The sequence below is a fragment of the Niveispirillum fermenti genome (assembly GCF_048066175.1).
In the GTDB taxonomy this organism is placed as follows: Bacteria; Pseudomonadota; Alphaproteobacteria; order Azospirillales; family Azospirillaceae; genus Niveispirillum; species Niveispirillum fermenti.
Map to the genome: position 1 here is coordinate 283,861 of NZ_JBLTXA010000002.1, position 22,267 is coordinate 306,127.

At 64.6% G+C, this 22,267-nt stretch carries 17 protein-coding genes; 6 read left to right on the forward strand and 11 right to left on the reverse strand.

The window, feature by feature from the left end; translation table 11 throughout:
• Positions 1-116: 116 nt before the first annotated feature.
• The 4 genes from ACM9LZ_RS03130 to ACM9LZ_RS03145 all read right to left on the reverse strand — a co-directional run bounded on the left by ACM9LZ_RS03130 (position 117) and on the right by ACM9LZ_RS03145 (position 5,127).
• Positions 117-2,243 (reverse strand): sodium-translocating pyrophosphatase, encoded by a 2,127-nt coding sequence (locus ACM9LZ_RS03130; protein ID WP_416617881.1) that lies wholly within the window; start codon positions 2,241-2,243, stop codon positions 117-119.
• Between the two features lie 187 nt (positions 2,244-2,430).
• Entirely contained in the window at positions 2,431-2,889 is a 459-nt protein-coding gene (locus ACM9LZ_RS03135; protein ID WP_416617882.1) for a flagellar basal body-associated FliL family protein, read from the reverse strand.
• Positions 2,890-3,098: 209 nt separating this feature from the next.
• Positions 3,099-3,905 carry a 2-keto-4-pentenoate hydratase gene (locus ACM9LZ_RS03140; RefSeq protein WP_416617883.1) on the reverse strand — a complete coding sequence of 269 codons (807 nt, stop codon included), beginning with the start codon at positions 3,903-3,905 and terminating at the stop codon, positions 3,099-3,101.
• Between the two features lie 124 nt (positions 3,906-4,029).
• The gene (locus tag ACM9LZ_RS03145; RefSeq protein ID WP_416617884.1) at positions 4,030-5,127 is read right to left on the reverse strand and encodes a LacI family DNA-binding transcriptional regulator; all 1,098 of its coding nucleotides are present in this window, start codon (positions 5,125-5,127) and stop codon (positions 4,030-4,032) included.
• Between the two features lie 289 nt (positions 5,128-5,416).
• Between ACM9LZ_RS03145 and ACM9LZ_RS03150 the strand changes: the two genes are divergently transcribed.
• The gene (locus tag ACM9LZ_RS03150; protein ID WP_416617885.1) at positions 5,417-6,778 is read left to right on the forward strand and encodes a hypothetical protein; all 1,362 of its coding nucleotides are present in this window, start codon (positions 5,417-5,419) and stop codon (positions 6,776-6,778) included.
• A gap of 86 nt (positions 6,779-6,864) precedes the next feature.
• Here the strand turns inward: ACM9LZ_RS03150 and ACM9LZ_RS03155 are convergent, their stop codons facing one another.
• From ACM9LZ_RS03155 to ACM9LZ_RS03165, 3 genes are all read right to left on the reverse strand, one after another.
• Positions 6,865-7,398, reverse strand: coding sequence for a PepSY domain-containing protein (locus tag ACM9LZ_RS03155; RefSeq protein WP_416617886.1), 534 nt, complete (start codon positions 7,396-7,398; stop codon positions 6,865-6,867).
• Between the two features lie 160 nt (positions 7,399-7,558).
• Positions 7,559-8,188, reverse strand: a complete 630-nt coding sequence (eda, locus tag ACM9LZ_RS03160; protein WP_416617950.1) for a bifunctional 4-hydroxy-2-oxoglutarate aldolase/2-dehydro-3-deoxy-phosphogluconate aldolase — start codon at positions 8,186-8,188, stop codon at positions 7,559-7,561.
• 107 nt (positions 8,189-8,295) lie between these two features.
• On the reverse strand, positions 8,296-11,148 hold the full coding sequence (locus ACM9LZ_RS03165) for a TonB-dependent receptor (RefSeq protein ID WP_416617887.1): 2,853 nt from the start codon (positions 11,146-11,148) through the stop codon (positions 8,296-8,298).
• 274 nt (positions 11,149-11,422) lie between these two features.
• Here ACM9LZ_RS03165 and ACM9LZ_RS03170 point away from each other — a divergent pair, with 274 nt between their 5' ends.
• The gene (locus ACM9LZ_RS03170; protein ID WP_416617888.1) at positions 11,423-12,442 is read left to right on the forward strand and encodes a PfkB family carbohydrate kinase; all 1,020 of its coding nucleotides are present in this window, start codon (positions 11,423-11,425) and stop codon (positions 12,440-12,442) included.
• Positions 12,443-12,648: 206 nt separating this feature from the next.
• Here the strand turns inward: ACM9LZ_RS03170 and ACM9LZ_RS03175 are convergent, their stop codons facing one another.
• The 4 genes from ACM9LZ_RS03175 to paaG all read right to left on the reverse strand — a co-directional run bounded on the left by ACM9LZ_RS03175 (position 12,649) and on the right by paaG (position 17,188).
• Positions 12,649-13,407, reverse strand: coding sequence for an IclR family transcriptional regulator (locus ACM9LZ_RS03175; protein WP_416617889.1), 759 nt, complete (start codon positions 13,405-13,407; stop codon positions 12,649-12,651).
• A gap of 110 nt (positions 13,408-13,517) precedes the next feature.
• Positions 13,518-14,282: an alpha/beta fold hydrolase gene (locus ACM9LZ_RS03180; RefSeq protein WP_416617890.1), complete on the reverse strand. Its 765-nt coding sequence runs from the start codon at positions 14,280-14,282 to the stop codon at positions 13,518-13,520.
• 71 nt (positions 14,283-14,353) lie between these two features.
• Positions 14,354-16,369 carry a phenylacetic acid degradation bifunctional protein PaaZ gene (gene paaZ / locus ACM9LZ_RS03185; protein ID WP_416617891.1) on the reverse strand — a complete coding sequence of 672 codons (2,016 nt, stop codon included), beginning with the start codon at positions 16,367-16,369 and terminating at the stop codon, positions 14,354-14,356.
• 24 nt (positions 16,370-16,393) lie between these two features.
• The gene (paaG, locus tag ACM9LZ_RS03190; RefSeq protein WP_416617892.1) at positions 16,394-17,188 is read right to left on the reverse strand and encodes a 2-(1,2-epoxy-1,2-dihydrophenyl)acetyl-CoA isomerase PaaG; all 795 of its coding nucleotides are present in this window, start codon (positions 17,186-17,188) and stop codon (positions 16,394-16,396) included.
• A 132-nt stretch (positions 17,189-17,320) separates the two neighbouring features.
• Between paaG and ACM9LZ_RS03195 the strand changes: the two genes are divergently transcribed.
• The 4 genes from ACM9LZ_RS03195 to ACM9LZ_RS03210 all read left to right on the forward strand — a co-directional run bounded on the left by ACM9LZ_RS03195 (position 17,321) and on the right by ACM9LZ_RS03210 (position 22,253).
• Positions 17,321-18,763, forward strand: a complete 1,443-nt coding sequence (locus tag ACM9LZ_RS03195; protein ID WP_416617893.1) for a 3-hydroxyacyl-CoA dehydrogenase NAD-binding domain-containing protein — start codon at positions 17,321-17,323, stop codon at positions 18,761-18,763.
• A complete protein-coding gene (paaI, locus tag ACM9LZ_RS03200; RefSeq protein WP_416617894.1) occupies positions 18,760-19,203 on the forward strand; it encodes a hydroxyphenylacetyl-CoA thioesterase PaaI in 444 nt (147 codons plus the stop codon). The genes ACM9LZ_RS03195 and paaI overlap by 4 nt, the downstream gene beginning before the upstream one ends.
• Positions 19,196-20,398 (forward strand): 3-oxoadipyl-CoA thiolase, encoded by a 1,203-nt coding sequence (gene pcaF, locus ACM9LZ_RS03205; RefSeq protein WP_416617895.1) that lies wholly within the window; start codon positions 19,196-19,198, stop codon positions 20,396-20,398. Before paaI ends, pcaF begins: the two co-directional genes overlap by 8 nt.
• Positions 20,399-20,924: 526 nt before the next feature.
• On the forward strand, positions 20,925-22,253 hold the full coding sequence (locus ACM9LZ_RS03210) for a surface lipoprotein assembly modifier (protein WP_416617896.1): 1,329 nt from the start codon (positions 20,925-20,927) through the stop codon (positions 22,251-22,253).
• Positions 22,254-22,267: the final 14 nt, after the last annotated feature.

The following is a 22,267-nucleotide window of genomic DNA, read 5'->3' on the forward strand; positions in this document are numbered from 1 at the left end:
CGGCGACCGCCGCCGCGCCGCTCGTGCGGCGGAGCCAAGCCAACGAATGTTGGCGCCGGCGATTGAGGGTGCTGATCAGAACCTATAGGTTCTGATCAGCACAAAATAGTATAAGCTCAGCCGTGGGCCAGAATGGCCAACAGCAGAAGCGCCACGATATTCGTGATCTTGATCATGGGGTTGACGGCCGGACCGGCCGTATCCTTGTACGGATCGCCCACGGTGTCACCGGTCACGGCTGCCTTGTGGGCATCCGAACCCTTGCCGCCATGGTGGCCTTCTTCAATATGTTTCTTGGCATTGTCCCAGGCGCCACCGCCGGAGGTCATGGAAATCGCCACGAACAGCCCCGTGACGATGACACCCAGCAGCATGGCCCCGACGGCGCTGAAGGCGGCACCCTTGCCCGCGATCAGCGCAACCAGGAAATAAAGCACGACAGGGGCCAGGACCGGCAGCAAGGAGGGGATGATCATCTCCTTGATGGCCGACCGGGTCAGCATGTCCACGGCGCGGCCGTAGTCGGGCTTGGATGTGCCCGCCATGATGCCCGTATCCTCGCGGAACTGGCGGCGCACCTCTTCCACGACGGAACCGGCCGCCCGGCCCACGGCCGTCATGCCCATGGCGCCGAACAGGTAGGGCAACAGCCCGCCCAGGATCAGGCCGACCACCACGAAGGGATTTGCCAGGCTGAAATCCACGGCCACGTCCCGGAAATAGGGATAAAGGTCGGGATTGGCCATGAAATATTTCAAATCCTCGCTATAGGCCGCGAACAGCACCAGCGCGCCCAGGCCCGCCGAACCGATGGCATAGCCCTTGGTCACGGCCTTGGTCGTGTTGCCCACGGCGTCCAGCGCATCGGTGGTGACACGCACTTCCTTCGGCAGATCGGCCATTTCCGCGATGCCGCCGCCATTGTCAGTGACAGGGCCATAGGCATCCAGCGCCACCACCATGCCGGCCAGCGCCAGCATGCTGGTCACGGCAATGGCAATGCCGAACAGGCCGGCCAGCAGATAGCAGCCGATGATGGCGATGCAGATCACCAGCGCGGGCAATGCCGTCGATTCCATCGACACGGCCAGCCCCTGGATGACATTGGTGCCATGGCCCGTTGTGCTGCTCTGCGCCACCGACTTCACGGGCCGGTAATCTGTGCCCGTGTAATATTCGGTGATCCAGACGATCAGAGCCGTCACGACCAGGCCGATGACGGCGCAGATGTAAAGGTCCTGGCCCGTGAAGCTGACGCCGCCGCCCGTGGTCAGCACGGTGCCGAAGCCTTCGGGCAACACCCAATGGGTCACGGCGGCGATGGCCCCCAGCGACAGCACGCCACAGGCGATGAAACCCTTGTAAAGCGCCCCCATGATGTTGTTGGAGGCACCGAGCTTCACGAAATAGGTGCCGATGATCGACGTGATGATGCAGACACCACCGATGGCCAGCGGATAGACCAGTGCGGCATCCAGATAGGACTGACCCACGAAGAAGATGCTGGCCAGCACCATGGTGGCCACCACCGTCACGGCATAGGTCTCGAACAGGTCGGCCGCCATACCGGCGCAATCGCCGACATTGTCGCCGACATTGTCGGCGATGACAGCGGGGTTGCGGGGATCATCCTCGGGAATACCGGCTTCCACCTTGCCCACCAGGTCGGCGCCGACATCGGCCCCCTTGGTGAAGATGCCGCCGCCCAGGCGCGCGAAGATGGAAATCAGCGAGGCGCCGAATCCCAAGGCCACCAGCGCATCGACCAGCGCCCGGCCGGTCACGCCCATGCCGGCGGTCAGGACCAGATAATATCCGGCCACACCCAGCAGGGCCAGGCCGGCCACAAGCATGCCGGTGACGGCACCGGCCCGGAAGGCCAGCGACAGTCCCTGTGCCAGCCCCTGGCGCGACGCTTCCGCCGTGCGCACATTGGCTCGCACGGAAATATTCATGCCGATATAGCCGGCGGCGGCCGACAGCACCGCGCCGATGATGAAGCCGATGGCGACGTGGGCGCCCAGCAGAAAGCCGACCAGCACCGCGATGACGACGCCGACAATGGCAATGGTCGTATATTGGCGATTGAGATAGGCGCCGGCGCCGATCTGGATGGCGTGGGCGATTTCCTGCATGCGGGCATTGCCTGGGCTGGCCGAGAGCACGGCCCGGGCCGTGACCACCCCGTAAAGGATGGCCAGCACCCCACATGCCAGCACGAAGTACAATACTTGCGTGGTCATGTCGTTTCCTTACCCTGTGAGAGATGCCGCTTCTGCTTTTGTGAAGGCCGGAACGGCCGGCGGCATTTGACAGGCGCAAGCATGCCATGCGTTTTTGAATGCGGCAATACGCCGCCATTGAAACCAGGGCATGGAAACCCGGGTTTCCGGCGAAATAAACGGTGCGATGCCGGTCAGGCGTATTACGTCAGTAGGCGGGCCGCTGGCTGACCGACTGGATCAGCACATCATGCACGACACCGGGGCCAAGCACCTTGTCGGTGGCTTCCTGCAACTTGGCCTTCAGCGCGGGAATGTTCAGGACCTGCCCGTCGATCACCTGCCCCTTGTCGATGCCGCCATAAAGCGCCTGCACATAGGCATCGACCAGCCGGGGGTTCTGCTGGCGGATCTGTTCCCGGGCAGCGTCATCGTCCACTTCCAGGCTGACGGTGACCATGATGTTCTGTTCCACGGTCTTGGCGCCAAGAATTGGCACGATCATGGGACCGACGGACGCAAAGGCGGGCGGGCCCTTGCGTTCCCTCTTCTTCGGCTCCTCCTGCTCGCCCTCATGTCCGGGCTTCGGGCCGAACATCACATAGCCGCCGACGCCAGCACCGATCAGCACCAACAGGGCCAGGACAAGCAGGATGATCTTCTTCATGGAACATTGTCCTTGTAACCGGTCCGGATACTATACCCCCTCCCCCGACCGGTAACGAGCAGCATTTACGGGAGGCCACCCGCTCCCGCCGGCAGAATTGAACAATGTTCACATATCAAAAGGGGTGTCAAGCCGATCGCCGGACCGTTTCGTTCCAACAGATCGATTCGCACCGGAGACCGCCGGTCCCCTCCATCGGGCGGAGCGGATCAGCGGGCAGCCGCGGCCACCGTCCGGACCTGGATGCTGCCGCCGCCGGCAAAGACAACACCAGCCGACTGGTCAAGGCCGATCTTATGGATACCCGTCACGGCCCCTGTGGTCACCAGCGTGCCGGCCGGCAGGGCAATGTTGCGTTCACGGCAATGATTGATCAGGAAGGCGACGGCCGCCACCGGCGTGCCGGGTATGCTGGCGAAACTGCCGGTGCCGACCACATCGGCCCCGATGCTGGTTTCCACGGTCAGGCTTTCCGGCGACGCTTCGCGCCAGCCCGCGATCTCGGGCCCTACGATCAGGCCGGCATTATTGCCGAAGTCGCTGACCACCACGGTAGGACCCAGATCGTTGATGCTGGCCAGCGGGCTGCCCGCCAGTTCGATCCCCGCATGGATCGACGCGATCAAGGACAGGGCCTCCGCCTCGTCACCTGCGCCCGTGGCCGGCATATCGGTTGCCAGCACGGCCACGAACTCCCCCTCCACGGCAGCAAAACCACCCGGAATGATCGGAAGATCGACGGTCTGCCCCGCCTGATAATCCCAGACATTGCCATCGAAAACCGGCCCGGCCAGCCGCATGGCGCCCAGGCGTTCCCGATGGGCGGGCGGCACCATCCCGATCTTCCAGCCACGCACCGGGGTCGGCCAAAGCCCGCGCGCGATATCCTGTATGCCATAGGCATCGACCATCGTTGCCGGGATGGGGCCGGGATAGTCCGGCAGGCTGGTGGCAGCCCGGCGAGCAGCAACGAAACGCCGGGCGATTTCCTCGGAAATAGCGGGAATGGACACCATAAAGCTCCTGACACAGGGTCGATGGGACCGATATCTTTTAATATGACACCGGTTTCCATGCAAGTCTGAGCGTATTTCCCACCCGATCTGCACCAAGATCAAGCGCAGACGGCGCCCAAAACGCTCAACGGATCGTGCCGCTGCTTTCCCGGATCACCAGGTGCGGCTGCACAACGGTTTCAAGCAGCTTGGCGTCGGGCTGCTCGATACGCTTTATCAGCTTTTCGGCGGCCATCTGCCCCATCTGCGTGGCCGGCAACCGCACGGTGGTCATGGCCGGACAGGTGCGCGAGGCCAACGGGCTGTCATCGAAGCCGACAACGGTCAACTGGCCGGGAATGCTGATGCCGTGCTGAAAGGCGACGCGATAGATGCCGGCCGCCATCTCGTCATTGCTGGCGAAAATGGCTGTTGGCGGCGTTTCCAGCGAGAGGAGCTTTTCCGCACAGGCCTGACCCGATTCAAAGGTATAGGCCCCTTCGACACATAATTCGGGGGTAAGGCCAAGCCCGTGCCGGGCCAGGCCATCGGCAAAGCCACGGCGGCGTTCATGTGCCGACCGGTAATGCGCCGGCCCGGCCACGAAACCGATGCGCCGATGGCCCAACTGCACCAGATGATCGGCCACCTCCGCGGCGCCCTTGTAATCCTCATAGACAACCAGATGCGCGGCCATGTCCAACGGGACACAGGCAATGCGCACAAAGCGGCACCCAACTTCGGTCAGCATGGCGGCCAGCGCCTCATCCTCCGACACCGGCGGCAGCAGGATGACGCCATCCAGTTTCTGACGTTCCACGAACTGGCGCACTTCCTTCAGGAATTGCGGGCTATTGCGCGCGCATGGATGCACGACCAGTTCGAACCCGCTTTTGCGGCAGGCTTCCAGGATACCGTTCTGGATATTGACGATATACTGGCCGTTGGGATTGTCGTAGACCACGCCCAGCAGGAACGAACGCTGCGACGCCAACCCGCGCGCCTGGGGGTCCGGCTCATATCCGATATCGGCGATGACCTTGGCGATCTTCTGTCGCGTCTCGTCATTGACCAGGGGGGACTGGTTGATGACGCGGGACACGGTCTTCTTTGACACTTCCGCCAAACGTGCCACATCATTGATGGTGGGCCGGCGCTTCTGGTCCCAAACGTAAAGGGGCCCCTCGCCCGCAATGTCGGCCATGGACGCAGCAGCTTCGGCAGATGTTCGGGCACCGGGCATGGACGGCACTGTCCTTTGGCTCTGGAGAGGGGGCATCTTGTCCATATGGACAAGATGAATCTTAGTGCCCTGCCGCGCAGGGATGACGCAACCCTTAAAGCAAAATCATTTAGCCGATGATACAATTTGCGACGCGCCTTTTCGCCGCATTTCATTTGCCATACCACGCAAGGAGATGGTAACCGGTGTCAAGACACATGTAAAGACATGCGCAAACGATGTGACGCATAGGACCGGTCGTGCGCCCGCCTTTGCGTCCCGACCCTGCTGCCCCGGTGGAGGAACCCAGATGTCGCCAGCCCGTCGCCTGCTGTTCACGACCGCCTGCCTGATGGCTGCCGCCACTGCCTCTGCGTCGGGGATCAACGTGGCACCGGCAGACATCCCGGCCTTTCCGGGTGCCGAAGGGGCCGGCGCCTACGCCCAGGGAGGTCGGGGCGGGCGTGTCCACATCGTCACCAGCCTGGCGGATGACGGCCCCGGTTCCCTGCGTGCGGCCGTGACGGCAAAGGGGCCACGCACCATCGTGTTCGCCGTATCCGGCACGATCCAGCTGAAATCGGAACTCAAGATCAAGGAAGGGTTTGTCACCATTGCCGGTCAGACGGCACCGGGGGGCGGCATCACGCTGCGTGACCATCCGCTGGTCGTTTCGGCCAGTCATGTTGTCATCCGCCATGTCCGGTCCCGGTTGGGCAGCGCCGCCGGCCAGGAGGCCGACGCTATCTTCATCCATGATGGCAAGCACATCATCCTCGATCACGTGTCGGCAAGCTGGTCCACCGATGAAAGCCTGTCCGTGTCCCAGAAATTCCGGGACGGCCTTATCGGGCTGGACAATGTGACGGTGCAATGGTCCATCATCGCCGAAAGCCTCAACAAGTCCGTCCATGCCAAGGGCGACCATGGCTATGGCACGCTGGCGCGCGGAGCCTTCGGCGCACGGTACAGTTTCCATCACAACCTGTGGGCCAGCCATACGGCCCGCATGCCAAGACCCGGAAATTTCGAAAGCATCGATACCGATCCGGTAGGTGCCTTCATGGATTTCCGCAACAATGTCTTCTTCAACTGGAAGGGGACCGGCAAGGGTGGCGCGTCTGGCTACAATGCCGATACCAACGCCGTGACCGCCTATAATTTCGTGAATAATTACTATGTGCCCGGTCCCAATTCAAAGGGTGCCCTGGCATTCGATGAGAGAAGCACCGTGGCAACGGCCTGGTTCGCCGGCAACTGGATGAACCATGCAGAGCCGGCCGACCCCTGGTCGCTGGTCAGCGGTGTGCAGGCCGACGGGTATCGCCGGAACACCCCCATCCCCATGCCCCCCGTGACCACGCAAACAGCGCCCGACGCCTTCCGGTCCGTGCTGGACAAAGCCGGTGCCGGCCCCGTGCGGGATGCGGTGGACGAACGGATCATTGCCGATTTGCGCCGTGGCGAGGGCCGCATCATCGACAGCCAGGAGGATGTCGGGGGCTGGCCCATGCTTGCAACCGGCGCCCCACCGCCGGACAGCGACGGCGACGGCATGCCCGATGATTGGGAAAGGGCCCATGGATTGAACCCGCAGGACCCGGCCGATGCCGCACAGGACAGGAATGGCGACGGCTATACCAATCTGGAAGATTATCTGAACAGCCTTTGAAACGGGAACGCCCCCGGGCCCGGCTGGCCGGGAACGGGGGCGTTGGAACCTGAAAGGAGGCCATTGGCCTCACTCAATCAGGCCGGTCAGCTCTTGTTGGCAAGAACCTGACCGCTGGCGCCGTCGACCCGGACGGAACGGGTCTCGGTGCCGCTCAGGACCTTGACATCATACATCAGCCGGTTGTCCTCATGCTCCACCTCGGCCTCGATGGCCTTGCCGCCGGCCTGCGCCTCGGCAATGCCGACAGCCTGGGCCAGGCTGGTCGAGGAAGCGGTCAGTTCCTGCGGCTTCACCCCGGCGCCAAGCTGCTGCGCCCAGGTGGCCAGCGTCTTCTTGTCGGCAGAGGCGATCTTGCCGTTGGACGCATCGATGTCCCAGCGGGTCACCGTCTCGCCGGACACGATGTCGATCTGATACAGGCCGACATTGTCCTTGGTGTCGAATTCGACGCTGACCGCCTTGCCCTTGCCTTCCTTCTCCGCCTGGGCGATGGCCTGGGTCAGGGAAATATTCGCTTGGCGAAAGGCCGCGACCTCACTGTCGGATGTATTGGCCAGGGACGGGCCGGCATGGGCCAGGACCAGGGCCAGGGCGGCGGTGCCGAGAAGCGTCTTCATGGTGGGGCATCCTACAAGTTGTTTTGTTCGATACCACCAAAACGATACCGGACCGCCGGTGGTTCCGGGGTTACCCCCTCTGGAACCGGTTGGTGCCTCCCCCCCCTTTGGCCCGACTGTCTGTTCTTCTGCCTGTCTGGCCTGTTGGGGGGCTGGGTCTTCAGGCCCCGGCGAAGGCGGCGGCCGCACGGGCATTGGCGGTGATGCCGGCCCAGTCACGCTCCGCAATCTGCCTGCCGGTGGCAATCCAGGAACCGCCGACGCCCACCACGTTCTTCAATGCCAGATAGCTGGCCACCTTGTCGCGCCCGATACCACCGGTCGGACAGAAACGGGCCTGCGGCAGGGGGCCGGTCAGCGCCGCGATGGTGCCGGTGCCGCCATATTGTTCAGCCGGAAACAGCTTCAGCACGTCGAAGCCGTCATCCAGCCGGGCCAGGATCTCAGACGGTGTGGCGACGCCCGGGATCACGGGCACGCCGCAGCCCTTCAGGGGTGCGACCAGGGCCTGGGTGGTGGCCGGCGTCACGATGAAATCGGACCCTGCCGACATGGCGGCATCCAGGTCGGCGGGCCGCAGGATGGTGCCGGCACCGACCACCAGGCCCGGCGCGGCACGCTTCATGGCGGTGATGGCGTCCAGGGCGGCCGGCGTGCGCAGCGTAACCTCCACCACCGACAGGCCGCCGGCGGCCAATGCCTGGGCCAAGGGTTCGGCATCCGCGACATGATCGATGGTCAGCACCGGAATGACGGGAGAGGCACGCAGCAATGCGGTGAAAGCCTGCATGTTCACGGATCGGAACTCCTTGGGAAGAGATGAGACGGGTGACAAGAAAACGGCCCCTCCCAAGGGGAGGGGCCGCAGGTGGGATGAACAGACGGGAGGCGACAGGATCAGTAACGGTAACGGGCACCCAGGAAGAACTGACGGCCCGTATGTTCGTAGGTTTCCAGGTTCTTGCGGTCGCTGGTGCCAACCCAACGCTCATCAAACTGATCGGTCAGGTTGATGGCTTCGAACGACACCGTGATCTGGTCGGTCAGGTCGTAGCTGGCCGAGAAATCCAGGTTGAAGGTCGAGGCCTTGCCGCGCACGTCGTTGCCGTTGCCGGGCACGATCTGCGTCAGGTAACCGTCGCGGAAGGAGCCGGAGATACGGGCCGAGAACTTCTCATCCTCGTAATAAAGCGTGGCGTTGTAGGATTTCGGCGACAGACCGACCAGCGGCTCGGTCACGGTCCGCATCGTCGTGGCGTTGACGATATAGTCGATGTCCGACTTCACATAAGTGAAGTTGGCAATGCCACCGAAATTGTCGAACGGCGCCGGCAGGAACGTGAAGGGCTTCTGAATGCTGACCTCGATACCCTTCAGCGGACCACCCGGAGTATTGCCGGCGCGGTTGACGGTGAAGACCGTGTCCGGGGTATTGGTACCGGTCAGCATGCTGACGGGCAGACCCGTCTCGCTGAACGGAATGGTTTCCGAGATGGTCTGGATGTAGCTCTTGATGTCCTTGTAGAACAGGCCGACCGTGAACAGCGTGCCGCGTTCCGGATACCATTCGAAGGACAGGTCCAGGGTGTTGGCCTTGATCGGCTCCAGATAGGGATTGCCGATATTCAACGTCGCCGACGTATTGGTGATCGAACCACCGGGTGTCAATTGCGGCAGGTCGGGCCGCGCCATCACCTTGGCGGCGCCGAAACGCACCAGCACATCGTCGACCGGCTCCAGAGTCAGGTTCATGGCCGGCAGCGTGTTGTCATATTCCCGCTCCACGGTCGCCGCCGTCGTGCCGACATAGCCGTTGGATGTCAGCTTGGTCTTGACCTGACGGACACCGATATTGCCGCGGAAGGGCATGCCGGCAAGCTCGGTTGTGAAGTCGGCCTGGATGTAGGCGCTCAGGCTTCTCTCGCGCGCCGACCGGTTGGCGCCGAGCTGGTTGGTTTCCGACAGGCGGAAATCGCCATATTCGTTGACACAGTCGCAATAGATGCCCAGAACCTCCGCCAGCTTGTCGATGGAAGGCACGACCCAGCTTGTCGGCGTGCCGGTCGGCAGGTTCAGATTGCGGCCGAAGCCCGTCAGAAGCTGGGAAATATCGGCAACCGTGACACCGGCCGGCAGCGGCACACCCGCCTCGGTCAGGTTCGCGGTGCTGAACGGATCGCGGGTCGCGTAGCGGCGGCGCTCGACGGTCTTGAAATCATATGTCTTATGAACCACGCCGCCCTTCAGGGTCAGCCAGTCGCTGGTGTCCCATTCCAGATCGCCGCGGAAGGTCTGGAACTCATTGTCCGTCTGGTTGGGACGCATGCGGATCAGCGACTGGTCACCCAGAACCGGGCCACCGGCCACGGCACGGGTCGACGGGCTGAAAACGTAGTTCGCGGGATTGGTGACATCGAACCCGTAATTGAACGATGGCAGGTTCATATTCCGGCTGAAATCGTAGGAATAGCCGTCGGTGTCATAGCGTTCCAGCGACACGGTCGTCTGGATCGGGTTCTTCTGCTTGGAAGTGGACCAGCCGGCGACGCCCTTGAAACGGATATCTTCAGAGAATTCCTGGTTGAGGCCCACCGAATATTGCAGGAACTCGGTCTCCAGCCGGTCATAGCGCTGTTCGGTACGCACATCGACATCGTCAAAGGTGCCGGCGATCAGGTTGCCCTTGTCATCATACTGTGCGGAGATGACGTTGGTGAAACCATTGCCACCCGCAGCCGCATTGCGGCTGAAGGAAATGATTTCCAGATATTCCTCCTGCCGGCTGCCCTTCAGATTGGCGTAAAGCACGTCCAGATCAATGCGGGTCGTGTCGAACGGCTGGAACTGCACGGCAGTGGTGACGCCCAGCCGCTCCTGATCATAATCCAGGCGGCCATAGCGCGGAATGCGCGGGTGCCAGGCATTGTTTTCCGGAAGGGCAGCGTTGCCCGCGGAATTCAAGGCGCCACCACCCTCGAAACGACCGGCGGAATTACCCGCCACACCCGGATTTTCCCAGCGACCGGTGGAGGACCCCTCCTCCGTCCGGTTGGTCTTGGCATAGGCGACAGAGGTCAGGATACCGATCCGGCCATCGGCGAAGGTGTCGCCGACCAGCAGCGTGCCGCGCGGATCCTTCGACTTTGACAGGTCATTGTAGCCCATCTGTCCGCCGGCCGCGAAGACGAACTTGTTGTAGTCGAACGGACGCGCCGTCTGCAGGTCGACGGTGGCACCCAGGGAGCCCTCCTCCGTCTGCGCCGACTGCGACTTGCGCACCGTCAGGCTGTTGAACAGTTCGGAAGCGAAAATCTGGAAATCGAAGCCGCGGCCGCGATTGGCGCCGCCGGACCCGTCCTTGCCGCCCGTGGTGGCCAGGGCCTCAAGCCCGTTCAGGCGAACGCGGGTGAAGGTGGAGGACAGGCCGCGCACCGTGATCGACCGGCCTTCACCGCCGTCGCGGTCGATGGACACGCCGGGGATGCGCTGAAGGGATTCGGCAAGGTTCAGATCGGGGAAATCGGCAATATCCTCGGCGTTGATGACGTCGACGATATCGTTCTCGTTGCGCTTCTGAACGATGGCGCTCGCCAGACTGCCACGGAAACCGGTGACGACGATTTCCTCCAGCGCGCCGTCATCCCCCTGCTGCGCCTGAACGGCCGCGGGAACAAGGCTGGCCAGCAGCACCATGGCGGAAGCGCCGGCAAGACGGCGACGGATGCAGGGCGTACCCGCGAACTTCTTCATAGCTTCCTTCCCCTTCAGTTTTATTACCCCGGTCGCTTCCCCCCGCCAAGTCCCACCGGCTGGCAGGGGATGGAGGAGTGCCGGGCAAATTCGCCTTCTGTTATCACCGGCAGCGCCTGAGGCGTCATTGACACCGGTGACATCGCTATTAATGATCCGAACTGACACCGGTGGCAATAGCCTTTTGCATTAAGGCCGCCAACTTTGTATCAAGATGTGGCACAAATCCCGCAGCACCACCGGGTAAGTCCTTACAATCAAGGGAGTGACGCTGATGAGCGGCCGTATCGTCTGTTTCGGGGAATTGCTGATGCGGCTCACGGCGCCGGGGCGCGAGTTGCTGCTGCAAAGCCCGCGGCTGGACATCACCTTTGGTGGGGCGGAGGCCAATGTCGCCGTGTCGCTGGCCCGATTCGGCTGGGACGCCGCCGTCGTTTCCACCCTGCCCGACAATGCCATCGGCCAAGCCTGCCGCGGGGAATTGCGCCGTCATGGCGTGGATACGCGCGGTATCCAGATGCAGCACGGCCGCATGGGCCTTTATTTCCTGACCGTGGGCGCCATGCAGCGCCCATCGGAAATCATTTATGACCGCGCCGGTTCCGCCTTCGCCGTCGCGGATGCCGGCGGCTATGACTGGTCCCGCCTGCTGGAGGGTGCCGGCTGGCTTCATATCGGCGGCATCACCCCGGCCGTCAGCGCCAATGCGGAAACGGCCGTGATCGCCGCGGCGCAGGCCGCGAAGGCAGCGGGGGTGAAAGTCTCCTTTGACTGCAATTACCGGGCGAAGCTGTGGAGCGATCGCGGCGGCGACGCACCCGCGGTCTTTGCCAGGCTGGCCGCCTGCGCCGATCTGATGTTCGGCAACGAGCGCGACATCGCCCTGATCCTGGGCGCCGATTTCCACACGCTTGCGCTGTCTGAACGGTTCCTGGCGGCGGCCGAACTGGCTTTCCGGACCTGGCCCGGCCTGCAGCGGCTGGCTTCCACCATCCGCACCCATTTCGATGTGGACCATCAGGAACTGACCGGTCGCATCGCCACGCGCGACCACCGGGTGCATTATTCACGCACCTACAAGCTGAACGGCATCGTGGACCGCATCGGCGGCGGTGATGCCTTCGCGGCGGGGCTGATCCACGGGATCGACCATGGCATGGCCACGGACGCAGCCATCAATTTCGCCGCCGCCGCCGCCGCCCTGAAACATGCTGTGCCGGGCGATGCCAACCTGGTTTCCACCGCCGACGTGATGAGCCTGGTGAACGAGGAGGGGCTTGATGTGAAGCGCTGATACGTATCTGCATTGATCAGAACCTATGGTCCTGATCAATGCGCCCCTCATGCGCCGGGCGCCGCCATCCGGCGGCTGGGCTTGCGCGCGCATGGGCGCGCGGGTGCTCAACGCGCCAACCAATCAACGCGCCAGCCAAGTTGCGATGAGTTCAACTCACCGCAACTTGGTATGAGCCCGCCGGCGCAATTAAAGACCGGAAATCTTCACCCGGCCTGCGGGAACAAGTGCCGGCGGATGGCTGTGGCGGTCGCCTGAAGGCGGGGCAGCAGTTCGGCCACCCTATCCGGTGGCATGCGGACCACCGCCGCACTGACGGACAGGGCTGCACAGACACCGCCGGCACCATCATGGACGGGGACCGCCACACAGCGCAGGCCTGTCAGGACCTCCTCATCATCCATGGCCCATCCCCGTTCACGGACCTGCGCCAGTTCGTGTTCCAGCCGGCCCGGATCGGTGATGGTGCGTGGGGTCAGGGCCACAAGATCACCGGTTGCCAGATATGTTCGGCGCGACGCCACCGGCAGATGCGCCAGAAGCACCTTGCCGATGCCCGAGCAATAGGCCTCAAGCTGCATCCCCTCCGCGGTGAACAGTTTTTCCCGCCCGAAGGACCGCTTCACGAGGTAGGTGACCATCTCCCCGTCGAAGACGCCCAGGTGACTGCTGGCGCGGCATTGCCGCGCCAGGTCATCCACCAGCGGCCCCCCCACATCCACCAGCAGATCCTCCAGCCGGCGCCCCCCGGCGAGCGACAGGACCGCGGTGCCGAGACAATAACGGCCCCGGCCCAGCCTGATCAGATAGCCGCGGGCCGTCAGGGTCTGCGCCAGACGGTGGAGCGTGGATAGCGGCAGGTCCAGTTCTCCCGCCACCCGGGCCAGCGAGCAGGTTCCCTCCCGGCCGATCAGGGCCAGCATGGTCAGGGCTTTGTCCAGCAGGCCGGGCACCGGATCGGCCAATTTCCATCTCCTCGGCAGGGGCCGGCCCAAGCCGGGCCGGATGAACCGGAAGATAAAGGCCCATAATTGCCACTGATTGGCAATTGTTCCTGTCGACCCGATCGCCTGGATCAGATCAAACTGGCGATCCAGCGTGCATGAGCGTCCAGCACCCGTTCCGGTTGGTCGCGAAATGGCGTGTGGCCGCAATCGGCAAGATCCAGCCGCGTCACCTCCCCGCGGACCTGCCCCTCGATGGCGTCCAACTGGGCCAGCGTGGCATATTCATCGCTGATCCCCTGGATCAACAGGGTGGGACAGGTGATGCCCGACAAGAAGCCCTCGATATTCCATTGCCGGAATGACGGCCGCAGCCAGGTATCATTCCATCCACGGAACGTCGCGGCCGGATCACGGTGATAACGGCCCAGCCGGCTTTCCATGTCGGTTTCCTGGAATGTGCGTCGCGCGGCCAGGATGCCCGTGATGGTCACATCCTCGACGAACACATGCGGGGCCTGGGCCGACACGCCCTTGACCGGCCACCGCGCCGCGCCGGCATGGATCAGGGCGATGGAGGCACCGTCGCTGTGCCCGATCAGCACGGGTTCGGCGATACCTTCGGCAACCAGCAGTTCCGGCAGAACCACCAGCGCCTCGCGATGCAGGTAGTCGTCCTGGCGCGGTCCTGTCAGCGGGGCCGATTGACCATAGCCGTAACGGGAATAAAGCAGCGCGCCACATCCCGTCGCCGCCGCCAGACGCTGTGGAAAATTCCGCCACAGCGCGATGCAACCCAACCCCTCATGCAGGAAGACCAGGGTCGGCAGGCCGGGACGGGCGGCCGGCACATGGGCGATTTCCAGCTCGTGGCCGGCAATGAGGCGTGAAGGCATCGACAATCCATGGCAAGACAAAGGCCGGGGGGCGGCCGCAACCGCCCCCCGGCCCCCTTTATCATCGACCCTTATACCGCGTTCATCGTCAGCAGGTCATAGCTGGCGACCAGTTCGCCCTCCTGGTTCGTGACCGCCACGTTCCAGCGGACCTCCCCCATTTCCGGCGTCTTGGCTGTCTTTTCCTTGGCGGTCAGGGCGGCCCGGATGCTGTCGCCGGGCTTCACCGGCTTGATGAAACGCAGCCCTTCCAGCCCGTAATTGGCCAGAACGGGACCCGGCGACGGGTCGACGAACAGGCCGGCCGCAAAGGACAGGATCAGGTATCCATGCGCCACACGCCCGCCGAAGATGGGACTGGCCTTGGCCGCTTCCTCGTCCATGTGGGCATAGAAGGTGTCGCCCGTGAAATGGGCGAAATGCTCGATATCCTCCAGCGTGATGGTGCGGGCCGCCGTCTTCTTGGTATAGCCCACGGGGAGTTCACCGAAACGCAGGCGGAAGGGATGCACCTCCCCCTCCTCCCGCTTGGCGCCGGCCAGCCAGGTGCCGGTGATGGCGGTCAGCATGTCGGGCGAGCCCTGCAGAGCGGAACGCTGCATGTAATGCTTCACGCCGCGGATGCCGCCCATCTCCTCCCCGCCGCCGGCCCGTCCGGGGCCGCCATGCACCAGGACCGGCAGGGGCGAGCCATGGCCCGTCGATTCCCGGGCACAGTCGCGGTTCAGGAAATGGATACGGCCATGGAACGACCCCACGCCCATCAGCAGTTCCGTCGCTACGGCCGGATCATGGGTCACGATGGACAGGGCCAGGGACCCCCGGCCGCGATTGGCGATGTCGATCGCATGGGCCAGATCGCGATAGGGCATCAGCGTGGCCACGGGGCCGAACGCCTCCACCTCGTGCAACTGAACCGCGCTATCGGGGTCGTCGCAGCGCAGCAGGAGGGGGGCGATGAAGGCACCGCGCTCATCGGCGCCGGCCACCGGACCAGCATCGCCATGGACGATACGCGCCTCGGTCGCCAGCAGGCCCACCTTGTCACGCACATCGGCCAGTTGGGACCGGCCGACCAGCGCGCCCATGGTCACACCTTCGCGCGCCGGGTCGCCGACCACCACCTTTGACAGGGCCGCCTTCAGCGCTTCCTGCACGGTATCGATCAGGGTGGCGGGCACAAGGGCACGGCGGATGGCTGTGCATTTCTGCCCGGCCTTGACCGTCATTTCCCGCGCCACCTCCTTCACGAACAAGGCGAATTCCGGACTGTCGGGGGTGGCATCCGATCCCAGGATGGCAGCGTTCAGACTGTCGCGCTCCGCCACGAAACGCACACCCTCGCGCGCAATGACCGGATGGTTCTGCAATTTGGCAGCAGTGGCGGCGGAGCCCGTGAAGGAAACGACATCCTGTCCCGTCAGATGCTCGAACAGGTCCCCCGTTCCCCCCACAATGAGCTGCAGCGCCCCCGGCGGCAGCAGGCCCGTATCGATCATGATGCGGAACGCCGCCTCGGTGACATAGGCGGTGGCCGTCGCCGGCTTCACGATGGCCGGCACACCGGCCAGCAGGGTGGGCGCCAGCTTTTCCAACATGCCCCAGACGGGGAAGTTGAAGGCGTTGATATGAACGGCGGCACCTTGCAACGGCGTATAGACATGCTGACCGATGAACCCGCCACGCTTTGACAGCACCTCGGTATCGCCATCGATCAGGATACGGGCGTTCGGCAATTCCCGCCGGCCCTTGGAGGCATAAGCGTAAAGCGTGCCGGCCCCGCCCTCGATATCGATCCAATTGTCGGTTCGCGTGGCCCCGGTATGGGCGGCCAGGACGTAGAGTTCCTCCTTGCGGCCCATGATGGCCTCTGCCAGACCCTTCAGCAGGCGGGCGCGCTCATGGAACGTCATGGCCCGCAGGGCCGGGCCGCCCACGGTGCGGGCATGGTTCAGCATGGCAGCGAAATCCAGCCCGTCGCTGCCCGTCGTTGCCACGATGGCACCATCCAGCGCCGACGGAATGGAAACCAGCCCCCCGGCGGCCTGTACCCAGCCGTCGAGCGCGTAGTTGCTCAGTTGCGACATCTCAACAATCCTCCCAAATACCCTTTAGCGGCCCGTGAAACGGGGCTGGCGCTTCTCCAGGAAGGCGCTGACGCCTTCCCGATAATCATCGGTGTGGCCCAGGAACCGCTGATGGTCCCGTTCGGCATCCAGTTGCTGATCCAGCGGCACCGACCAGCCGGCGCGGATCGCCTGCTTGATGCGGGCCAGCCCCTGCGTCGGCGCCTGCGCCATGCGGGCCGCCAGCGCATCGACGGTGGCGGCAAGCTCTGCATCGTCGGCCACATCCCAGATCAGGCCCCATTCCTTGGCCTGCTCGGCCGGCAATGGCATACCCGTCAGGGCTAGGCCCAGGGCGCGGGCCTGGCCGATATGGCGCGGCAGGGTCCAGGTCCCCCCGCTGTCGGGAACCAGGCCGATATTGGCGAAGGGCTGGATGAACTTGGCCGACCGCGCCGCAATCACGATATCACAGGCCAGCGCGATGTTGGCGCCCGCCCCCGCCGCAACGCCATTGACGGCGCAGATCACCGGCAGGGGCAGCGCCGTCAGGCCGCGGATCAGCGGATTGTACCGGTCCTCCAGCGACTGGCCCAGATCCACACCCTGTCCGCCCGGCGACACGGCCCGGTCCGACAGGTCCTGCCCGGCGCAAAAGCCGCGCCCCGCACCGGTCAGCACCAGCACGCGGGCAGCCCCCGGCACCGCCACGGCCTTCAGCGCCTCGGCCGTTTCGGCATGCATCTGTACGGTAAAGCTGTTCAGACGGTCCGGGCGGTTCAGCGTCAAACGGGCCACGCCATCGGCGATATCGAACAGGATGGTCTCAAACATGGGCATGCACCCTCCCCTTGCGGCAGGCCGTCCCGCCACGGATAATTAATAGAATGACTGGTCGGTCTATTATTGACAAGCCTTAATTCCATGGCTTAGCTATCCGGCATGCGAACCATTCCAGGAACAGAGGCGCCCATGGGCGTCGTCGGTGCCGGCGCCATGGGTGCGGGCATCGCAGAGGTTGCGGCGGCCGCCGGCCACCGTGTCGTGGTGCTTGACGTCGGTGCCGCGGCACTGGAACGGGGGCGGGCCATTGTCGATGCCTCGCTGGCGGCCCGCGTGAAACGCGGCACGCTGACGGCGGAGGCGGCCGAAACCATCAAGACGCGGCTGTCCTTCACACCGGACATCGCCGATCTGGCCCCCTGCCCGCTGGTGATCGAAGCGATCGTTGAACAGACGGCCGCCAAAGCGGCATTGTTAGCACGGTTGGAAAGCGTGCTGGCCGGCGATGCCGTCATCGCGTCCAACACCTCGTCCCTGCCGATATCGGGCCTGGCCACAAGCCTGGACAGGCCCGACCGGTTCGTGGGCCTGCATTTCTTCAACCCCGCCCCCGCCATGAAGCTGGTGGAGGTGGTGGCCGGCCGCGCCAGCGACCCCGGTCTGGTGTCCCTGCTGCTGGAACTGATGAAGCGCTGGGGCAAGGTGCCCGTGGCAGCGGCCGATGTGCCGGGCTTCATCGTCAACCGCGTGGCCCGCCCCTACTACGCCGAAGGGTTCCTGGCCCTGGGCGAGGGGCTGAACCCCGCCGCCATCGACCATGCGCTGAAAACGGCTGGCGGCTTTCGCATGGGGCCGCTGGAACTGGCCGACCTGATTGGCCATGACGTGAATTTCGCCGTGGCCAGTTCCATCTATGGCGCCTATGCCGGCAAGACCCGTTTCCGGCCGCAACCCGCGCAGCAGGCCCTGGTGGACGCCGGAAGGCTGGGCCGCAAGACGGGCCGTGGCGTCTTCACGGCGGGGGAGAAGCCGGCCGTGCCATTGGAGCCGCATGCAGCGCCCCCGCAAAGCCTTTGCTTCGCGCCGGGGCCGTCGGCACTGGCCGATGCGGCGCGGCAGGCCGGGCTGAACATCGTGATTGACGAGAAACTGACGGCCGGATCGATCATCATCGACGGGATCGCCCTGTGCCAGGGCGACGGCCGTTCCGCCGCCGCCCTGGCTGCCGGGGATGGCCGAACCCGGATCATGCTGGATGCGGCCCGGGATTTCGCAAGAACACCGACGCTGGTTGCCAGCCTGGCCGACCCGGATGACCGGGCCGCCCGTGCGGCCTTTGCCGGGTTCGCCGGGGCGCTGGGCCGCGATGCGCTGGTTCTGCCGGACCGGCCGGGCGGGTTGGTGCTGCGCACGCTGGCCCAACTGGCCAACGCCGCCGCCGATGCCGTGGCCGACAAGGTGGCCGGCGCGGAAGGCATCGATGCCGCCCTGGTGCATGGCGCCAACCATCCGCAAGGCCCGTTGGCCTGGGCCAGAACAACCGGCGCGGACCGGGTCCGCGCGGTGCTGCGGCATATCGCCGACAGTACCGGCGACGCCACCTATCAACCGGGGGAGGGATGGCCGGAATGACCGACAATGCAAGGCGCATCGCCGATGCCATGCTGTCGCGTGAGGGGACGGGACCGGCCTGGGGCATCACGATCCTGGAAGCGCGGGAAGGCTATGCCAGGATATCCATGCGCCTGCGGCCCGACATGCTGAACGGCCATGGCATGGCCCATGGGGGCATGATCTTCGCCCTGGCCGACACGGCCTTCGCCTATGCCTGCAACAGCCGCAACGTGGCGACGGTGGCGGCCCATGCCTCCATCGCCTTCCTGGCACCAGCCCGAGAGGGGGAGGTCCTGGTGGCCGAGGCACGGGAAGCCGCGATGGCCGGGCGCAGCGGCGTCTATCAGGTCAGCGTCACCACGCAGGATGGTCGCACCATCGCCGAATTCCAGGGTCTGTCACGCACCATCGGCGGCCCGGTGATCAAGGACACCAACGAAGAGGTTGATCATGGCTGATGCCTTCATCTGCGACGGGCTGCGCACGCCCATCGGCCGCTATGCCGGGGCCTTGTCGCCCGTGCGCGCCGACGATCTGGCCGCCATCCCCATCCGGGCCCTGCTGCAGCGCCATCCGGCGCTGTCCGGCGGCATCCTGGACGATATCATCATGGGATGCGCCAACCAGGCCGGCGAGGACAACCGCAATGTCGCCCGTATGGCGGCCCTGCTGGGCGGGTTGGGCGACAGCGCGCCCGGCACCACCGTCAATCGGCTCTGCGGCTCGGGCCTTGACGCCGTGGGCATGGCCGCGCGCGCCATCAAGGCGGGGGAAGCCGACCTGATCCTGGCCGGCGGCGTGGAAAGCATGAGCCGCGCGCCTTTCGTGCAAGGCAAGGCCGACAGCGCCTTTTCCCGCCAGACACAGATCTTCGATACGACGATCGGCTGGCGCTTCGTCAATCCGCTGATGCAAAAGGGCTTCGGCATCGACAGCATGCCGGAGACGGCGGAAAACGTGGCCGATGATTTCGGCATTTCCCGCACCGACCAGGACGCCTTCGCCGTGCGCAGCCAGGCGCGTGCCGCGGCTGCCCAGGCCAATGGCCGGCTTGCCGCAGAGATTACGCCCGTCGCCATCCCCCAGCGCAAGGGTGACCCGCTGCTGGTCGAACAGGATGAGCATCCCCGCGCCACCAGCCTGGAAGCCCTGGCAAAACTGCGGCCGATCGTGCGCCCCGACGGAACGGTGACAGCCGGCAACGCATCAGGTGTCAACGATGGCGCCGCAGCCCTGATCGTGGCCTCCGCCGCGGCGGTGGAACGCCATGGGCTGGTGCCGCGTGCCCGTGTGCTGGGCATGGCCGTGGCAGGCGTGCCGCCCCGCATCATGGGCATCGGCCCCGCGCCGGCCACGAAACTGCTGCTGGCGCGGCTGGGCCTGTCCATCGGCGATATCGACGTGATCGAGTTGAACGAGGCGTTTGCCGCGCAGGGTCTGGCGGTTCTGCGGCAACTGGGCCTGCCCGATGACGCGGCGCATGTGAACCCCAATGGGGGCGCCATCGCCCTTGGCCATCCGCTGGGCATGTCCGGCGCCCGTCTGGTCATCACCGCAACCGAGGAATTGCAGCGCAGCGGCGCCAGGCGGGCACTCTGCACCATGTGCATCGGCGTCGGCCAGGGCATCGCCATGGTGCTGGAACGGGTGTGATCTCATCTGGACGGGGTCGGACGGGGCCGGTCGTCGCTGCCGACCCGCCGGCATCCCACTAGTGGGCACCACGGAAATATAATTCGGAATCCGAATTATATTTCCGTCTCGGCAAACTTCTGTCATAGAATTATTTCTTAAAATATTATTGTTAATCAATAAATTATGGCATTTTCCTAATTTTATTTATTAAAATTATGGGATGGCGCGATCTACCGCCAATGGATTACCCCTATGACCTTATGCCAGGGGGCCAACCCGTGGGTCGCACGATCAATGGGCACAAACGACCGGCCCGCGCCGAATAAATCCAGCAATCGCAAGGGGCAGGCGGTCGCCCCGGCCCATACCAAAGCATAACCCGAAGGAGGTGCCCGGGAACCGGCACCGGTGCGCGGATATCCTGCATGCCCCCCGAACAGGGGAATGAAGGGTATCGCCCCCTCCCCGACATTCCATCCACAGGGCCGGCTGATATCCGGGGCGGAAACCGCCGGCCCGATCGAGGATGATTGGGGAGAGTTCCTTGACACGACAAAAGATGCCACCGGTGATCCGGGGTGCGATCCTGGCAGGACTGACCATGGCGGCTGCCATGCCCGCCGCCGCAGAGGTCGATGGGGTCGTTCAGCAGGCCACCGGTCACCTGCAGGCGGCAAAGGCCGGCGATGCCTATGCAATGCTGGCTCCGCTGGCCGCGGAACGGGCGGGTGACCCGGATTTCGACTATGCGCTGGGGCTTGCCGCAGCCGACAGCGGCCACCCGGCCGAAGCCATCATCGCCTTCCAGCGTGTCCTGGCCATACAGCCCGACAATGCGCAGGCCCGCGCGGAACTGGCCAGGGCCTATGCCCTGGCCGGCGATATCGACACGGCCCGCGCGCAGTTCGACACCGTGGTGCAGGACCCGTCCCTGCCCGACCCCGTGCGCCAGCGCTTCGACCGGCTGGTCCGCGATTTCGACCGGCAGATCGCCGGCGGCGGTACCGATCTTTCGGGCTTCTTTGACCTGTCGGGCGGCTGGGACAGCAACATCAACACTGCCACCGACCTGACGCAGATCACCATCCCGCTGTTCGCCGGCCTGGGGCCCGGCGCCCTGGGGGCCGCGGCCCGCAAGACCGGCAAATCCTATTATGAGATGCAGGGCGCCGTCAGCATCGTCAGCGCCGTCAGCCGGCAGACGCGCCTGTTCGGCAGCGCGCTGGGGTCCTGGCGTGACAATGTCGACAGCAAGGCATTCGATCAGGCATCCGCCGCCCTGACTGGCGGTGTCGCCCATACGCTGCCCAGCCGGGATGTGCTGTCCCTGTCAGGCCAGTTCCAGAACTTCTGGCTGGGCCATGACAGTTATCGCCAGAGCTACGGCGCGATCGGGCAATATACGCACCTGCTGGCGGGCGGGCGGGCTCTGACCGTCGCCGGGCAGCTTTTCCGCCTGGATTACGAAAACGACCCGTTGCGTGATGCCGACCGCTACGGGGCGGCCATCTCCTATATCGACCGCGTCATGGTGGCGACCCTGTCGGGCGGGAAGGAGGAAACCCGGCGCCGGTCCGGCGACCATCTTTCCAACAGCTATCTGGGCGCCAGCCTGGGCTTTGAACAGCCGGTGGGCGGTGTGAACCTTGTCGGCGGGCTTTCGGCTGAACGCCGCCGCTATGATGCGCGCGATGCACTGTTCCTGAAGAAGCGGGCCGACGAGCAGGTCGATGCCTCCTTCGGCGTCAAGGTGCCTGTGGCCGACCGCGTCTATCTGCGCCCGCGCGTCACCTACACGCGCAACTGGAGCAACATCGACCTCTACGATTACGAGCGCGTGACGGTCAATCTGGGCCTGCGGGCTGAATTCTGAAGGATCGGGTGACC

Excerpts from the sequence above, each read along its gene's own strand:
- ACM9LZ_RS03130 (WP_416617881.1), bottom strand. The coding sequence starts at position 2,243 with ATGACCACGCAAGTATTGTACTTCGTGCTGGCATGTGGGGTGCTGGCC.
- ACM9LZ_RS03135 (WP_416617882.1), bottom strand. The coding sequence starts at position 2,889 with ATGAAGAAGATCATCCTGCTTGTCCTGGCCCTGTTGGTGCTGATCGGT.
- ACM9LZ_RS03140 (WP_416617883.1), bottom strand. The coding sequence starts at position 3,905 with ATGGTGTCCATTCCCGCTATTTCCGAGGAAATCGCCCGGCGTTTCGTT.
- ACM9LZ_RS03145 (WP_416617884.1), bottom strand. The coding sequence starts at position 5,127 with ATGCCCGGTGCCCGAACATCTGCCGAAGCTGCTGCGTCCATGGCCGAC.
- ACM9LZ_RS03150 (WP_416617885.1), top strand. The coding sequence starts at position 5,417 with ATGTCGCCAGCCCGTCGCCTGCTGTTCACGACCGCCTGCCTGATGGCT.
- ACM9LZ_RS03155 (WP_416617886.1), bottom strand. The coding sequence starts at position 7,398 with ATGAAGACGCTTCTCGGCACCGCCGCCCTGGCCCTGGTCCTGGCCCAT.
- eda (WP_416617950.1), bottom strand. The coding sequence starts at position 8,188 with ATGCAGGCTTTCACCGCATTGCTGCGTGCCTCTCCCGTCATTCCGGTG.
- ACM9LZ_RS03165 (WP_416617887.1), bottom strand. The coding sequence starts at position 11,148 with ATGAAGAAGTTCGCGGGTACGCCCTGCATCCGTCGCCGTCTTGCCGGC.
- ACM9LZ_RS03170 (WP_416617888.1), top strand. The coding sequence starts at position 11,423 with ATGAGCGGCCGTATCGTCTGTTTCGGGGAATTGCTGATGCGGCTCACG.
- ACM9LZ_RS03180 (WP_416617890.1), bottom strand. The coding sequence starts at position 14,282 with ATGCCTTCACGCCTCATTGCCGGCCACGAGCTGGAAATCGCCCATGTG.
- paaZ (WP_416617891.1), bottom strand. The coding sequence starts at position 16,369 with ATGTCGCAACTGAGCAACTACGCGCTCGACGGCTGGGTACAGGCCGCC.
- paaG (WP_416617892.1), bottom strand. The coding sequence starts at position 17,188 with ATGCCCATGTTTGAGACCATCCTGTTCGATATCGCCGATGGCGTGGCC.
- ACM9LZ_RS03195 (WP_416617893.1), top strand. The coding sequence starts at position 17,321 with ATGGGCGTCGTCGGTGCCGGCGCCATGGGTGCGGGCATCGCAGAGGTT.
- paaI (WP_416617894.1), top strand. The coding sequence starts at position 18,760 with ATGACCGACAATGCAAGGCGCATCGCCGATGCCATGCTGTCGCGTGAG.
- pcaF (WP_416617895.1), top strand. The coding sequence starts at position 19,196 with ATGGCTGATGCCTTCATCTGCGACGGGCTGCGCACGCCCATCGGCCGC.